The 15,678-nt window shown below is 69.1% G+C and carries 12 protein-coding genes, 1 tRNA gene and 1 pseudogene; 8 read left to right on the top strand and 6 right to left on the bottom strand.

The genetic code is table 11. The annotated features are described in order from the left end of the window. Nucleotides 1–89: 89 nt before the first annotated feature. Nucleotides 90–737, bottom strand: coding sequence for a DUF6308 family protein (locus E5082_RS03525; RefSeq protein ID WP_135789786.1), 648 nt, complete (start codon nt 735–737; stop codon nt 90–92). A gap of 304 nt (nt 738–1,041) precedes the next feature. Then, complete coding sequence (locus E5082_RS03520) at nt 1,042–1,953, bottom strand: helix-turn-helix transcriptional regulator (protein ID WP_135789785.1); 912 nt, start codon at nt 1,951–1,953, stop codon at nt 1,042–1,044. A gap of 780 nt (nt 1,954–2,733) precedes the next feature. Here E5082_RS03520 and E5082_RS32265 point away from each other — a divergent pair. Beyond that, nucleotides 2,734–2,810: transfer RNA gene (locus E5082_RS32265), tRNA-OTHER, on the top strand. A 291-nt stretch (nt 2,811–3,101) separates the two neighbouring features. Here E5082_RS32265 and E5082_RS33535 read toward each other — a convergent pair. Next, nucleotides 3,102–3,452 (bottom strand): annotated as a pseudogene (locus E5082_RS33535) (replication initiator); the annotation flags it as partial. A gap of 291 nt (nt 3,453–3,743) precedes the next feature. Here E5082_RS33535 and E5082_RS03505 point away from each other — a divergent pair. Together E5082_RS03505 and E5082_RS32260 are read left to right on the top strand one after the other, a co-directional pair. Then, nucleotides 3,744–4,358: a response regulator transcription factor gene (locus tag E5082_RS03505; RefSeq protein WP_167513971.1), complete on the top strand. Its 615-nt coding sequence runs from the start codon at nt 3,744–3,746 to the stop codon at nt 4,356–4,358. A gap of 532 nt (nt 4,359–4,890) precedes the next feature. Then, a complete protein-coding gene (locus E5082_RS32260; RefSeq protein WP_167513970.1) occupies nt 4,891–5,268 on the top strand; it encodes a hypothetical protein in 378 nt (125 codons plus the stop codon). A 1,304-nt stretch (nt 5,269–6,572) separates the two neighbouring features. Here the strand turns inward: E5082_RS32260 and E5082_RS03490 are convergent. Together E5082_RS03490 and ku are read right to left on the bottom strand one after the other, a co-directional pair. Next, the gene (locus E5082_RS03490) at nt 6,573–7,640 is read right to left on the bottom strand and encodes a hypothetical protein (RefSeq protein ID WP_135789781.1); all 1,068 of its coding nucleotides are present in this window, start codon (nt 7,638–7,640) and stop codon (nt 6,573–6,575) included. A gap of 729 nt (nt 7,641–8,369) precedes the next feature. Further along, a complete protein-coding gene (ku, locus tag E5082_RS03485; protein WP_135789780.1) occupies nt 8,370–9,413 on the bottom strand; it encodes a non-homologous end joining protein Ku in 1,044 nt (347 codons plus the stop codon). A gap of 65 nt (nt 9,414–9,478) precedes the next feature. Between ku and ligD the strand changes: the two genes are divergently transcribed. Next, a complete protein-coding gene (ligD, locus tag E5082_RS03480; RefSeq protein WP_135789779.1) occupies nt 9,479–10,360 on the top strand; it encodes a non-homologous end-joining DNA ligase in 882 nt (293 codons plus the stop codon). Here the strand turns inward: ligD and E5082_RS03475 are convergent, their stop codons facing one another. Next, nucleotides 10,361–11,146 (bottom strand): NERD domain-containing protein, encoded by a 786-nt coding sequence (locus E5082_RS03475; protein ID WP_135789778.1) that lies wholly within the window; start codon nt 11,144–11,146, stop codon nt 10,361–10,363. 145 nt (nt 11,147–11,291) lie between these two features. Here E5082_RS03475 and E5082_RS03470 point away from each other — a divergent pair, with 145 nt between their 5' ends. The 4 genes from E5082_RS03470 (at nt 11,292) to E5082_RS03455 (ending at nt 15,638) form a co-directional block, all read left to right on the top strand. Further along, nucleotides 11,292–11,702 (top strand): SH3 domain-containing protein, encoded by a 411-nt coding sequence (locus E5082_RS03470; RefSeq protein WP_135789777.1) that lies wholly within the window; start codon nt 11,292–11,294, stop codon nt 11,700–11,702. Nucleotides 11,703–11,727: 25 nt separating this feature from the next. Beyond that, a complete protein-coding gene (locus E5082_RS03465) occupies nt 11,728–13,089 on the top strand; it encodes an FtsW/RodA/SpoVE family cell cycle protein (protein ID WP_135789776.1) in 1,362 nt (453 codons plus the stop codon). A gap of 32 nt (nt 13,090–13,121) precedes the next feature. After that, nucleotides 13,122–14,579 (top strand): penicillin-binding transpeptidase domain-containing protein, encoded by a 1,458-nt coding sequence (locus tag E5082_RS03460; RefSeq protein ID WP_135790123.1) that lies wholly within the window; start codon nt 13,122–13,124, stop codon nt 14,577–14,579. A gap of 120 nt (nt 14,580–14,699) precedes the next feature. Next, a complete protein-coding gene (locus tag E5082_RS03455) occupies nt 14,700–15,638 on the top strand; it encodes an AurF N-oxygenase family protein (protein ID WP_086695161.1) in 939 nt (312 codons plus the stop codon). Nucleotides 15,639–15,678 lie beyond the last annotated feature (40 nt).

The raw sequence follows: 15,678 nt of genomic DNA, 5'->3' as shown, positions 1-15,678 counted from the left end.
CGGCGCGCGACGCACAAGCGGCATGCACTTGCCCCGCGTGCACAGCCGAGATACCGGAGGGACGCAGGCCGTGGTCATCATTAGCCTGTTCAGGTCCCAATGCCGCTGTCCTTACCATGAAGCCATGCCGCTGTGTCGAGGATCCGCAGCACGCTGATGTCTTTGCCGATGCCGGCCAGTCCCCGAACATCGTCGAGATGAGCTACCAGCGCGTAACCGTTGGCGCGAAGTGCAAATCGCATGTGGGACCAGAATTGCAAATCCATTGATGGACGCTCGAACACCTTCTTGATCACCGAGTCGTAGACGGGCAGCAAATGGGGGCGCTTCCGAGCGAGTAGCTTCCCAGCGCCGACTGGCCCAACACCGTCAATCCGACGCAAACTCCACCACAGCTTCCATGCCGGGCCATCCTCGGCGATCTGCTGTTCCTCCGATTCGGCCAACTCGATGCCACTGGGAATCCGCAGCAATAAGCTGTTAAAGGGGTTGGGTTCCGTCGTCTCCAGAACGCGGAGGATCGCTCGCACGGGTACATCAACGCTTAGTGCAGCGACAGCGATGAAATCCGCCGCCGTGAAGTGGTTCGCCACCTCGGGGCGGTCTCCGCCCCCTGCGAACCGTTCGAACCGCGAACCGGTGTAAGCCGGCGCTCCGTTCGGGAAGACCGCCCAGTAGCGACGCAACAGCTCGGCAACGTATGCCCGATCCCACAGGGCCGACGGAATCTTGAGCATCACCGGACCTCCTGACAGCCGTTGGATGTCTGCCCAAGCTGTGCTTGTTGGGGGAGAGCAGGAGCCATTTGCGCCGGTCGGCACTGAGTCCGGCGCGGAGGAGCTGCGGTCGGCTCGTGTGCTGGTGCTCGCGCCCTCACTGAACCTGCTCACGCAGACCAAAGCCGCCTGTCGCGAGGACCGGCGTAGTGGATTGAGACCGGGTGCGGGGGGCCGCGGCTGCCGCATCTATGTGCTAGTCGGCAAAGCGCCCAGCAATGGCTCAGGGCCAGGTCAAAACCCCTTCGACCTGGCCCTGCAACGCCTACGCAGCGATTGCCAAGCGCCGCTGAATGGGCGGAACTTCTTCATCGAACGCTGCTGTGCTCTCCAAAGCAAACGCAGCCTGTGGGTTCTCTTGCACCAGGTCGAGCCACTCGCCGACGGTGGCGGCTTGAGGCACGGTTACGATCTTTGTCGGCCTCAGTTGGGCCCGAGTCGACAGCACAGTAGCCATGAACTGATCGGTTGCGGTTATGAGGATCACATCGTGGCCGACACTCGAAACGCGTTCCATCACGCCTCGTGCTGGTTCAGCCGAATCTGCCACCACCAAGACATGAGCTCCGTGCTCGTCCTTCGTGTGATCGAGACCCGCCAGGAAGTTCATGAACCCTGGGATGTGATTGTTTCGGAGTTCCTCGACCACCTTGTCTCGGCCAGCCTGGAAGCCAGGTGTCTCAGCAGCAGTGAAGTTCAGGGTGACCGAGTTAGCGAGCGCTACATCGATCTCTGCCATCTCAGTTCGAGTGGGATAAGCAACCCCATCGTCGAGGCCGTGAGCAGCTAGCCACTCATTAACCTCGCTCCATAGCCAGGCTTGCGATCGGCCCACAGTTCCCTCGGCGGCAGGAAATCGTTCACCTTGGGCTTTGCGGTCGCCGGCGATCCACTGGCTGACGTTCTGCCGCGAGCGTCCTGTTCGCTCGGCAATCTCATGCACACCAACTAGATCACGATCCAGCCGACACACCTGCAGTTGCGGTACAGCAGCCCTGGCAGCGGACGCAGCACTCAGTGCCGCCTCTATGGCGGAGTCCCCAGAGCCAGTGATGCTCAGTAGGTCAACACCACCAGCTCGCGCCAACAGCGCATCGCAGTTCTCAAGCAGGGCGTCAACGGCAGCCTGGTCATCCACATCGACGCCGGAGACGACAAAAGTGAAGTCGTAGTCCATGGTTGGCCCCCTAGTCCTCCACCACAGTCGCAGACGTGTTGTCATTCGTCAACAGCAAAACAGGGGCAAAGTCGGACAAAGATTGCCGTAACTAGTCCCGTGCCCGTCCAGTGAGGCTGCGGTTGGGTGCCTCCGGTGGCAGGGGACAGCGCGACGCCAAACGGTCGACCCTGCGCGCATGAGCCCCTTCGTTTTGGGGTGATCCGGAGATCGGGATGGTGGTGCACGCCGCTTCGCAGGGGCAGTACAGCTTGCCCCAGTGGCCTTCTTTACGGAGCATCCACCCTTGGCCAACCCACTTCTCCAGGACTCGGCGGACATCCTTTTTGGGATGGTCGGAGGGCTTCAGGTCGCGGCCTACCATCCGGGCTACCACCCTCGCTTATAGGTGGTGCACACGCTGTATCCGTCGTCCCTACGGGGCCACAGGCCTTCAGCCCGCACCATAGTGAAGCGGGGGTGAACACGTACCACGGGAGATTGCGCTCCTCTAGTGCCGGCCGCGCGAGGGCCAAGGCTTCCCCGCGAGCAAGATCACCTACATGTCGGAGGAGTAACGCTCCGGCACCAGTACGATACTCCAAATGGCGGACATCCCGTCAGAAGCATGCAGATCGACGTTCCGCTTGTCTACAAGTGGGCTCGCTCACGGCCCACTTGATCGCCAGATGTCGCCCTCCCTCGCCGACGAGCCGCGGCAAGACTGGCGTGCCAACATGTGCTAGGTCCGAGGTTCGTGGACCATACGTGGACGGCAGGGTGCAGGTAGCGGGGCTGTGAGCCTCTGAACTGGGCGAACGGCGCACTATCCAACGGCCTCCGGAGCCGTGTGCGCAGGTTCGAATCCTGCCGGGGCACTTGCCCAGGGTCAGCAGAAATCATGCGCTGACTAGGTTAAAACCCGAGAGCAGAGGGTGGGAGTCAGTCTCGCTGACTCCCACCCTCTCCCGTCGAGATCATTAGCGGGGCGTTGTGTTGGCGTACTGACAGCAGAGTGACCTGCAGATCACTGTGGCGGGCGATCTCCCAGACGACATGCGGCGCGACTCCAAGATCCAAGCGCAGGCAGACGAACGGGTGCCGCAGGTCATGGACGCGGCGCCCATACGGGCCGACCCGCTTCCGTGGGGCGTGCCAGTGACGGTTCAGGTTCCTTGGTCGACCGGCGAGCCGAACTTGGCCGCATAGGAGGCCACGGCCTGTTCCGTCAGCTCCTCACGCCCCAGGGCGCCGATGGGCTGCACGTCGAGCTCGGAGCTCCACCGGAGCCCGCGCGAGGGGAAGTTGCCGGCCGCGGGCACCGGTACGGGGACGCGAGCAGCGGCCGCCCGGATCGCGTCATCCAGGAGGGCGACGGTGGCCCAGGCCGGCGGGGCGTGTCGTGGACCGTCGGGTCCGTCGAGGCGGACCATGGCGTGGCAGTGCACGGCCCCACGCTTCTGGAACTCGGCGACCTGGCCGAACGAGGGCGCGGTGAGGGCGGCGAAGACGCGGGGGGCCGAACGGTCGCGGGGACGTTCTTGGGTTCGCCGGTGATGTCGGCGCGCATCACCGGTCGGGGCTTGCACAGCCCGCTGGTGCGCGAAGACCCGCTCCTGGCGCTGTGCATGGGCAGAGTCAGAGATCACGAGCCCTTTCATGTCGTCTTCCCCCATCCGGGGCAAACGGAGGTGCCACTTCTTCCGGGAGGGACGAGTCTGGGGTCAGACGGTGGGAGGCAACGACCGTCCACTCCGCTGTGTCATGTGGCCGGTCGCCCGCCTAGGTTGGAGCTGCTGATGAGCCCCTCTGTGACGTCTGTCGCCGTTGTTTGCGAGTGGTCGTTGCTTCAGCTCGGCATCGCGCAGGCCATCAACGTCCAACCGGATTTGCAGATTACGACCTTCACCAAAAGCGTGAATGACTTGCTCTGTGAGGCGAATGACGTAGAAATTGTTGTGCTAACCAGTCTGCGGAGATCCGATCAGGCGACATCCGAACAGGTAGCCCAGTTGCATCAGCAAGGGTATGCGGTCATTGTGGTATCGACCTCGCGGGCCCAATCCGACGCCGTCCTGTGCATCAGGGCCGGCGCCCGCGGTTATCTGAGTCGACAAACGGACGACTCGGAACTCGCGACGGCCATCCGCGCTGTTGCCTCAGGAAGAAGTTACTTCGGCGCCAGTCTCGCGGGCAAGGGCCTGCCTTCCGCTCCTCCTCGTATCACTAGCCGCGAGAGAGAAATCTTGCAGCTTATTGCCAGCGGCGCGACAGATCGCGAGATCGCCATCAAGTTAAACATCACTGAAAACACGGTTCATACACACCTGGAGCGACTGGGCAGAAAGCATGGCTCCCGCCGTAGGGCCGACCTCACCCGCCTGGCCCTTGAATGTGGCATGCTGGAAAACTACTCCAGAGAGTGATATCTGCCGAGCACGCTATCCGGGCCCACTGCTCGCATGTATATCGTTCAGGCTGTTGACGATGATCACGGACGGCGGATTTGAAGGTATGGGCACTTGAATAAGGATGGGGACGTAAACAATCTCGCCATGCCTGTATTCAGCCTTCGCCGAGAACCGATAGCATACAATCGCCTCCGGGTTGCTTTGCGTCGCATAACATCGAAGCGGTGAATTTGCAAATAGGTCCTGCGGTGTATCCGGCAGGGACGTTGCCTCGCTCGCAGGTGCGCCCCAGACACAAACGATCAGACCGGCAGAGGCTGTTGCTGCAAGACGGAGGATTTGCAAGGTTGTCTTCCTCAAGTCTCGTCACTCCAAAGCGCCGTCAGACCTGCTCGCACCTCGCAGGGATTCTCTCCGCGAGGTGCGAACTCATCTGATGGCGTTCCGCTCAACCGAGGTTGATTGACTCAGCGAGGCCCGGGGGCTCACTCGCGGGCCAGCGCTCACCACGGATTGCCGGGGTCATCCCGCACCCGAAATTGTTGTCTTGGCGCCGGTACCGCCACCGGGCGGAGTCGTGGTGGTGCCGCCACCGGGCGGGGTGCTCGTAGTGGTGCCGCCACCGGGCGGCGTGGTCGTGGTGCTGCCACCAGGCGGGGTCGTCGTGGTGCCACCACCAGGCGGCGTGGTCGTGGTGCCACCGCCAGGCGGGGTGGTCGTGGTGCTGCCACCGCCGGGCGGGGTGGTCGTAGTGGTGCCGCCACCGGGCGGGGTGCTCGTAGTGGTGCCGCCACCGGGCGGGGTGGTCGTGGTGCTGCCACCAGGCGGCGTGGTCGTGGTGCTGCCGCCGGGCGGATTCGTGGTGGTGCTGCCGCCCGTGGGGCCCTGGGTGTTGCCGCTGCCGCTCCCCTGTGTGGGGCCCTGAGTGTTGTTGTTGCCGCTCCCCTGCGTGGGGCCCTGGGTGTTGTTCTGGCCGCCGATCTGAGTGCCACCGATGGTGTTGTTGTTTCCGGTTATTGTGTTGTTGACAGTGTTTGTCACGTTGTTCGTGATTTGGTTCACCACGGAGGGTGGCAACCCGAGCCTCTGTGCTTCTGCTTGTGCCGCCTGCCGTCCTATTGCGGCTGCTTGCTGCTGGGAGGCGCCTGTGCGTGCTGCCTGCTGTGCGGCTGCTGTCCCTCTTGCAACTGCCGCCGAAGCGGCCGATGAGGATGTCGATGCGCCTGAGGCCGATCCGGACGACGCGCACTGAACGGGGCCTACAGAAACCGGACCAGCGCCGGTGAAGCCGGTCTGGACGTCGCCCGTCGATCCCGCCGCGACGCGAGAAATGGACGCGCCATTACCCACGACGTTGTATGCCTGATTGGGGGTAAAGCCACTACCCCGAATCATCCCGTTTTGTAGACTGCATGACGCCGCAGGGGCCGCCGTCGGAGCGGCGGCAGCCTGGGCCGTTGGAATAGCGCTGACGGCTGACCCTGCGGACAGCGTCGCTGCTATCGCGGCTGCCAGAAGTCCTTTTCTCATCGTTTTCCCTCCGTCTGTGGGGACGTATCCGATCCACTCGTACCGTTTATCGGATACTCGACCCAGGTCAGGGAAAGGGGCTCGATGCGCGGTAAGACCGCATCACTGGGCCCCGGAAATTTGCACAGCCGACCAAGCGGCTTCAGTCCCAATACTGGCCTCGCCCGTCCCTTGAGTCAACTCGCAGCACGGGCTAGAACTAACCACGTCGCTTGTCGCTATAAATAGCCACGCTTTAGATCCGAAGGAGCCTCGGATCCTTTATTGAGCGGGTTGCCGTCAATTTACTTCGACGACAATGATCTCTGCCAGTGGTGGCCGTGTAGCTGGAATTCGCCACGCTCGTGTCCGGCTCGCCCCTGACGTCTGCCCCGACGGGGGTTGCCACGGCTACCGACGGCGCCCACTCGACCGCGGATCGCGATGAACTCGATCGGTCGGCCGAGTAGCGAGTGAGGCCGCGAGTCGAGGGTCGCTTCGGCCTCGTTGCTGATGGCGCGGACGACGTCAGCGGCCGGGCATCCTCCGCATGGCAGGATCACGGCCGCCACGGATCTGCTCATGCGTGCCGCGTACGCCAACCGGTACGCCAACAGCAGCACACAACGGCAACTGCCGACGGTTCTGCTTGCCCCAAGCCGGCAGCTCCAGTCACTCCAGGGCACGGCCTGAAAAGCGGGAGGTCGCCCGAACGGCAGATCACTCCGGCAACTCCACCACCGTCTCCTCGTTCTCGTTCGCCGCATACGGATGCACGGGTGACACCGGTGTGTACGGCGTGAACCACGTGTCCGGGTCCTCCGGGGTCGCCGGGCGGGGCGGGGTTGGGGGGTGGAGGGTGGTGGCGAAGGTTTCCAGGGCCTGGGCTACCTCGTCCGACAGGAGGCTGTAGAGGTCGGCCGTCACCTCCGCCTGGTTCAACAGCGACTTCAGGAGGAGTTCTTCGGCCAGGCAGGTGGGGTGGTCGAACGGGGGGCGGGTGAGGCGGCCCGTCAGGGTGATCGCGGTGACGGTCAGGCGGCGGGTGAAGAGGACCGTGTAGGCGTCCGCCAGGTGCGGGGGGAGGTCGTCCAGGATCATGAACGTCGCGTTGCTGCGGGCGACCGTGGGGCCGTCGTCCTCCAAGGCGGCCAGGTCGGTGAAGAGTTCGTCCACCAGGAGGTCGATCGCGTAGACCACGGCGCCCGCCGCTATCTCCGCCGCCTCTCTGCCTACCTCGCACTCCGGTGCGGACTCGTCGTGGCCGAACGCCTCCAAGGTGAACGCCGTGAGCGACGGGGCCAGTTCGCGCAGCCTCTTCCGCATCGCCTGGCTCTCCGAGTGGCCGGGGCTGTCCGGGGGCGCGGGGGTCGTGCCGGCCGCGTGGCGCCTCGCGCGTTCCGCGGGGTCGGAGGGCGGGGCGTCCGGGCCGTCGGCCGCGTCCAGGCTCTCCTGGAGCAGCTCGGAGTTCAGTTCCACCGCGCAGCGGGTCAGGCGCCAGTCGGACAGCGCCTCGGTACGTTCCATCAGCTCCGTCACCACCTCCCGCGCCGCGTCCTCCGCGAACTCCAGCGCCGGGGCGTCCACGAACAGCTTCAGCAGGGCCCCGCCGGGATGGGCGGCGATCACGTCGTCGAGCAGGTCGACCTCCATGCCGTCCGGGCCCTCGACCGCCTCCAGCGAGTCGAAGCCCTTGCGCAGCAGGAAGACCACTCCCTCCCGGCGCAGCGCGTCGAGTTCCGGAGCCCCCTGGGGCGGGGCCATCGCCACGGTCACCACGTATGTCACACGTTCATCGTGCCTGAGGGCGCGCCGTTCGGGGAGGGGAATCCGAGGTACGGGAGGTGAGGGCGTGCGCGGGCGGCGACCTCGGGTACGTGGCTGACGCCGGTTCTGGCCCCGGGGCGCCGCGCTCGCCGGGGCCGAGGCGATCGCCCCAGGTCACCCCCGATGCCCCCACTCCGCGGTACGGGCCGACATGGATGACGCCTCGCCCCGGCCACCGGACCTCCCCCTCACCGAGGCCGACACCCACCGGTCCAGGTCACACCCGCCGCCCCGACCCATGCCCGCCGGGGCCGACGTGGACTACGCCCGCCCGACCGCCACGCTCACCACACCCTCCACAACACCCCCGCCGCCCCCACCCGCGCGCCCCAGGCCGACGTGGACAACGTCCGCCCCGGCCGCCGCGCTCACCACACCCTCCAGAACACCCTCGCCCTCCCGACTCAGGCGGCACGGTCGACGCGCACGACGCCCTCGCCCCAGTCACCGGCCACCCCGCTCACCGCAGCCCGGACCACGGTCCCAGCTCGCCCACTGCCCCACTCACGCGGGCGCGGGTGGCCACGGAGGAGCCCTGTGCCGCCCCCAGCCACCGGCTACCCGCTCACCGCAGCCCGGACCACGGTCCCAGCTCGCCCACTGCCCCCTCCCCTACCGTGCCGCCCCCGGCCGCCAGGCCCACCCGCACCGCCAACCCCACCTCCACCCGCACCGCCGCCCCCCACCCCCTCAAGCCGACCGCTTCCCCGAAGCCGCCCTCTTCTTCGCCGGCGCCTTCTTCGCCGCGGCCTTCTTCTCCGTCGCCTTCGGTGTGGACTTGGACGTCGTCGCCTTCTTCGCCGCCCCCTTCGACTCCCCCGCCTTCGACGTCGACTTCCGCGCGCTCGCCGTCTTCTTCGCGGCCGTCTTCCCCGTGGTGGACGTCGACTTCTTCGCCCCCGTCTCCTTCGGCGTCCCCCGCCCGTGCAGGTCCCGCACCTCCGCCTCCCCCGCGCCGCCCCGCGACTCGCGGGCCTCTCGGACGCTCTTCTCCAGCGCGGCCATGAGGTCGAGGACCTTGCCGTCGCCGGCCGGGGCGGGCGCCGCGGGCGGGGTCTCGCCGGCGGCCTTGGCGGCGATGACCTCCTCGACGGCCTCGCGGTACTCGTCGTGCAGGTCGTTGAGGTCGACCTCCCCCAGGGTGTCCATGAGGGCGTCCGCGAGGTCCAGTTCCTTGTCGCGGACGGTGACGTCCACGTCGGGGGCGACGCCCTCGGGGGCGCGCACCTCGTCGGGCCAGAGCAGGCCGTGCAGGACGATCACGTCGTCGACCACGCGCAGCATCCCCAGCCGCTCCCGCCCGCGCAGCGCGAACTTGGCGATGGCGACCTTGTGGCTGCGCTTGAGGGCCTCGCGCAGCAGGGTGTACGGCTTGGCGGCCGGCGCCCCGGCGGCGGCGATGTAGTACGCCGCGTCCATCTGGAGCGGGTCGATGCGGTCGGCCGGGACGAAGGCGACGATCTCGATCGTGCGGGCGGTGGGCAGCGGGAGGTGGGAGAGGTCGTCGTCGGTGATCGGGATCATCTCGCCGTCGGCGCCCTCGTACGCCTTGCCGATCTCGGACTGGGTGACCTCGCGGTCCTCCAGTTCGCAGACCTTGCGGTAGCGGATGCGGCCGTTGTCCTCGGTGTGGACCTGACGGAAGGAGACTGCGTGGCTCTCGGTGGCGTTCACCAGCTTGATCGGGATGCTGACGAGGCCGAAGGAGATGGCGCCGTTCCAGATGGATCGCACGTGCCGGGTCCCTTCCGTACGGTTTCGATTTATCCCATTCGTCCCATTTCTGGGATTGTCATCCTATGACGCCAGTGACGGAGGTGGAGGGACGGCGGGTCTCGCTCAGCAATCTGGAGAAGGTGCTGTACCCGGAGACCGGCTTCACCAAGGGCGAGCTGCTGCACTACTACGCCACCGCCGCCGGGGTGCTGCTGCCGCATCTGCGGGACCGGGCGGTGTCCCTGCTGCGGTATCCGGACGGCCCCGACGGGGAGGTGTTCTTCACCAAGAACGTGCCGCCGGGTACGCCCGACTGGGTCACGACCGCCGAGGTGCCCCGTTCCGCGGGCGCGGCCCGGATGGTGGTGATCCAGGACCTGCCGAGCCTGATGTGGGCGGCGAACCTGGTGACCGAGTTCCACACCCACCAGTGGCTGGTCCAGAAGCCGGACGAAGCCGACCGGCTGGTGTTCGACCTCGACCCCGGCGCGCCCGCGACGGTCGTCCACTGCTGCGAGGTCGCCCTGTGGCTGCGGGAGCGGCTCGCGGCGGACGGCATCGAGGCGTACGCCAAGACCGCCGGGTCCAAGGGGCTGCACCTGCTGGCGTCGGTGCGGGGCGGGTCCTCGGCGGAGGCGAGCGACTACGCCAAGGCGCTCGCGGTGGAGGCGGAACGGGCGATGCCGGGGCTGGTGCTGCACCGGATGACCCGGAGCCTGAGGCCGGGCAAGGTGTTCGTCGACTGGAGCCAGAACGCGGCTCGCAAGACCACCGCCGCCCCCTACACCGTCCGCGCCCGCAGCGCCCCCACCGTCTCCACGCCCGTCACCTGGGAAGAGGTCGAGCGCTGCAGCGACCCGGCCGAGCTGACGTTCCTCCCCGAGGACGTCGCGCCCAGGGTGGAGCGGTACGGGGATCTCCTCGCGGGTCTCCTCGACCCGAAGCGGGCGGCACGGCTGCCGTAGTCACAGCCGGGCCCACGTCCGCCGGTCCCGCGCCCGCGCGTACAGCGCCTCCACCTCGGAAGGCCGCAGTACGGCGCCCGGACGGGCGAGGCCCGGCAGCTCCGTCTCCCGCAGCACCCGCAGACCCCCGGCATCCCCCGTGACGCTCACCTCGGCCGGACCGACCAGGACCAGCACCGGGCGCACCCCCGCCGTCAGCGCGTACCCGGCACGCCCGGCGTCGGCGCGCAGTCGGCGCGGGAGGGGTTCGGGCGGGCGGCGGCCGACCGCGACCAGCGGGCCGGAGAGCCGCACCCGCCGCCCGCGGGCGTACAGCGCGCCGACGGCGAAGAGGCCGGCGGGGCCGACGAGCAGGTGCGGGATGCGGCCGCCGCCGGGCAGCGGTATCGAGTGCAGGGTGCGGCAGCCCGCCTCCTCCAGCCGGTCCAGGGCCGCGCCGACGGTCTGTTCCGCGAGGAGGGCGCGGCGGCGCGGGTCGGCACGGAACCTGGGGGCGGGCGCGCGGTCGAGGGCCACCAGCAGGGCCTCGCCCGGGCGGTTCGGGGCGAGGTCGTCGTCCGGGGGCAGGGTCAGCCGGGCGAGTTCGGCGGCGTCCGGGACCGGGGGCGGTCCGAGGGTCACCGGGCCGGTGAGGAAGGGCTTCAGCGCGTCGAGCACGTCCCGCTCGCGTTCGGCGACGAGCAGGCTGACCCGGCCGCTCCCCCGGTCGTACCAGGCGACGCCACCCCCGCCCGCGTCGCACACGTACAGCCGCCCCCGGCTCGGCACCACCCTGAGTCCGCTCATCGCACCATCACCCCCCACCCATGGGACCAGCGCGCCCCGAAGGGAGCAAGCGTCTCCTCCCCGATGGCCCACTGCGGCGCGCCACCGCACCCGTGAACTCCTAATGTGGCGGTTAGTCAGTTCCGTCCTTTTCCGGAGGTCTTCCATGTCCCTGCGTTCCGTCCTCTTCCACGGCCTGGCTCTGGGGGCCGTGACGGGCGTACTGCTCGGCGGGGCGGTGCCCGCCGGTGCCTCGGACGGCCCGGCCGGGGGTGCGCCGGCCGCTCAGCAGGAGGGCGGCCCGGACGGGCACGCGGGCGGGCGCGGCGACCGCGACCCGCGCCGGTACGAGGGTGTGGTGACCGCCAAGGGCGGCATCTGGCTGCACGACCGCCCGGACCGCGGCACCCGCCGCGTCCGCTTCGCGAAGCAGGGCGAGCACGTGTCCATCTACTGCAAGGTGAACGGCGACCGGGTCGGCGACAACCCGCTCTGGTACCTGCTGACGGACGGCACCTGGGCGTGGGCCTCGGCCCGGTACATCGGCAACGTCGGGCCCGTCCCGCGCTGGTGCTGATCCCCCGCCAGCGGAACTCCCGCCGATGACCCAGGCCGGGACCGCGCCGCCCGCCTCCCGCACCGCCGTCCCGCGCCCCCGGCTGCCCCGGCGGCGCGGGGTCGAGCTGGCCCTGATCGTGCTGGCCGTGCTGCTGTCGGTGTACGGCTACTGCGCGGTCGGCCTGGCCCGCACCGGTTCCGTACCGCCCGGCGCGGCGGGGTACGGGGCCGGGCTCGGCGGTCTCGCGCTGCTCGCGCACATCGCGGTGCGGCTGCGGGCGCCGTACGCCGATCCACTGCCGCTGCCCATCGCGGTGCTGCTGAACGGGCTCGGGCTGGTGCTGATCTACCGGCTCGACCTCCAGACCCCGGCCGACCGGGCGGCCCCGGCGCAGCTGGTGTGGTCGACGCTCGGGGTGGGGCTGTTCATCGTGGTCGTGCTGGGGCTGCGCGACCACCGGGTGCTCCAGCGGTACTCGTACGTGTGCGTGGCGGCCGCGCTGGTGCTGTTGCTGCTGCCGATCCTGTTCCCGGCGGTCAACGGCGCCCGGATCTGGATCAGGATCGCGGGGTTCTCCATCCAGCCGGGCGAGTTCGCCAAGGTGCTGCTCGCGGTGTTCTTCGCCGCGTACCTGGCCGCGAACCGCAGCGCGCTGGCGTACACCGGGCGCCGGTTGTGGCGGCTGCAGTTCCCGACCGGGCGGGTGCTGGGGCCGATCGTGACGATCTGGCTGCTGAGCGTCGGGGTGCTGGTGCTGGAGCGGGACCTCGGCACCTCGCTGCTCTTCTTCGGCCTGTTCGTGGTGCTGCTGTACGTGGCGACCGGGCGGACCGGCTGGATCGCGGTGGGGCTGGTGCTGGCGGTGCTCGGCGCGTGGGCGGTCGGGCATCTGGAGCCGCATGTGCACGGCCGGATCGAGGACTGGCTGCATCCCTTCGCCTCCATCGACGCGGGCGAGGGACCCAACCAGCTCGCCCAGTCGCTGTTCGCCTTCGCGGCGGGCGGGACGACCGGCACCGGGCTGGGACTCGGCCACTCCACGCTGATCGGCTTCGCCACCAAGTCGGACTTCATCCTGGCGACGGCCGGTGAGGAGCTGGGCCTCGCCGGGCTCGCGGCGATCTTCCTGCTCTACGCCCTGCTGGTGGAGCGGGGATTCCGGGCCGCCCTCGCCCTGCGGGAGCCGTTCGGGCGGCTGCTGGCGGTGGGGCTGGCGTCGATCCTGGCGCTCCAGGTGTTCGTGATCGCGGGCGGGGTGACCGGGCTGATCCCGCTGACCGGCATGGCGATGCCGTTCCTCGCCCAGGGCGGCTCCTCGGTGGTCACCAACTGGGCGATCGTGGCCCTGCTGATCCGGGTGAGCGACTCGGCGCGCAGCCAGTACGACGGCGAGGAGGCCCCGTGAGCGGACCGGGCGACTACGGCGGCACCCGCCCGATGGCCCCGTACATCCGGCACGCCCTGGTCTTCTGCGGCCTCCTCCTGCTGGCGCTGCTGGCGAACGCGGCGCGGGTGCAGGTGGTCGAGGCGGGCGCGTACGGGGACAACCCGGCCAACCGGCGCTCGGCCATCGCCCGTTACCAGCAGCCGCGCGGGAACATCCTGGTCGGCGGCGCGCCGGTGACCGGCTCCCGCGACACCGGCGAGCAGCTCCGCTACGAACGCACCTACCTGGACGGCCCGTTGTACGCCCCGGTGACCGGCTTCGCCTCGCAGCGCTTCGGCTCGACCTTCCTGGAGCACGCGGAGGACCGGCTGCTGTCCGGCACCGATCCGCTGCTGTCGCAGTTCCCGGTGTGGCACGACACGGCGAGCGGGGCGGCGCCCGGCGGGAACGTCGTCACCACGCTGAACGCGAGGGCCCAGCGGGCCGCGTACCAGGGGCTGCGCGGCCGCAAGGGGGCGGTGGCCGCGATCGAGCCGGCCACGGGCAGGGTGCTGGCGCTGGTGTCGACCCCGTCGTACGACCCGGCGCGGCTGTCGGGGAACGGTACGGGCGCGACGGCGGCGTGGGAGCAGCTGAACGCCGATCCGGACAAGCCGATGCTGAACCGGGCGGTGCGGCAGACGTATCCGCCGGGGTCGACGTTCAAGGTGGTCACGGCGGCGGCAGCGCTGGACGCCGGGGTGATCACGGATCTGGACGCGCCGACCGACTCCCCCGACCCGTACCGGCTGCCGGGCACCACCACCCGGCTGACCAACGAGGCCGACGGCTGCCGGGACGCTTCGCTGCGGGAGGCGTTCGCGTGGTCCTGCAACACGGTGTTCGCCAAGCTGGGCGTGGACGTGGGGCTGGGGGACATGGCGGCGACGGCGGGGGCCTTCGGCTTCAACGACACGGAGCTCCGGGTGCCGTTCGCGGTGGCGGAGTCCACCTTCGACACGGTGGTGGACAAGGCGCAGCTCGGCCTGTCCTCCATCGGGCAGTACAACACGCGGGCCACCCCGCTCCAGATGGCGATGGTGTCGGCGGCGGTGGCGAACGGCGGGCAGGCGCGGGCGCCGTACCTCGTGGAGCGCACCACCCGCTCCAGCGGTGAGACGGTCGCGGGCGGCGGCACCCATCCGCTGACGCAGGTCGTGCGGGCGTCGACGGCGTCCCGGCTCAAGGAGCTGATGCGGGACGCGGTGGAGCGCGGCACCGGCGGCAACGCGGCGATCCGGGGTGCCACGGTCGGCGGCAAGACGGGCACCGCGCAGCACGGGGTCGGCAACACCGGGCTGCCGTACGCCTGGTTCGTCTCCTGGGCGCAGGCGGACGGCGCGCCGGAGCCGGCGGTGGCGGTCGCGGTGGTGGTGGAGGACGCCTCGGCGGACCGGGGGGAGATCAGCGGGGGCGGGGACGCGGCGCCGATCGCCCGGGATGTGATGCGGGCGGTGCTCGGTTCCTGAGCCGGAGGTGACCCGTCGTCGGTAAAAGTCGTGCGCGAGGGATTGACGCCCTTGCTGACACGCAGTCTCATAAGAGGCGGACGACGACGTACCCCTGGCTGGACGAGGTGACCAAAGGCCATGACGACCCTGACGGAAGCGGACGCGCTCGACGGGCTGCGCGACGCGCTCGGCGCGCTGAAGGACCGCGAGCAGGTGGCCGAGCGACTGCTCGTCTCCTCCGCCAAGCACTCCTTCGACCCGGACAAGGAGCTGGACTGGGACGCCCCCTTCGAGGAGGGCAAGTGGTTCTGGCCCCCGGAGCTGGTGTCGCTGTACGGCACCCCGCTGTGGCACAGGATGAGCGAGGAGCAGCGCATCGACCTGTCCCGGCACGAGGCCGCCGCGCTCGCCTCGCTGGGCATCTGGTTCGAGCTGATCCTGATGCAGCTGCTGGTCCGGCACATCTACGACAAGCCGGCCACCAGCGCCCACGTCCGGTACGCGCTCACCGAGATCGAGGACGAGTGCCGGCACTCCAAGATGTTCGCCCGCGTGGTCACCCGCGGCGGCACCCCCTGGTACCCGGTGAGCCGGGCCCACCAGAACCTCGGGCGCCTGTTCAAGACCATCTCCACCACGCCCGGCTCCTTCACCGCCACCCTGCTCGGCGAGGAGGTGCTGGACTGGATGCAGCGGCTCACCTTCCCCGACGAGCGGGTGCAGCCCCTGATCCGGGGCGTCACGCGCATCCACGTGGTGGAGGAGGCCCGGCACGTCCGGTACGCCCGTGAGGAGCTGCGCCGCCAGATGGTGACGGCGCCGAAGTGGTCGCGGGAGTTCACCCGTATCACCTCCGGCGAGTTCGCGCGGATCTTCTCCATCGCCTTCATCAACCCGGAGGTGTACACCAACGTCGGCCTCGACAAGCGCGAGGCGCTGGCCCAGGTGAAGGCCAGCGGGCACCGGCGCGAGGTGATGCAGACCGGCGCGGGCCGGCTCACCGAGTTCCTGGACGAGATCGGCGTCCTGCGCGGCGCCGGACGGCGGCTGTGGAAGGCGTCGGGGCTGCTGGCGTAGCGATGCGACCGGGCAGGGCGGCCGGGAGGGGAGCGATTAC

This window comes from Streptomyces griseoluteus, from assembly GCF_004784465.1.
Taxonomy (GTDB): domain Bacteria; phylum Actinomycetota; class Actinomycetes; order Streptomycetales; family Streptomycetaceae; genus Streptomyces; species Streptomyces griseoluteus.
This window is presented reverse-complemented; position numbering and strand designations above follow the sequence as displayed.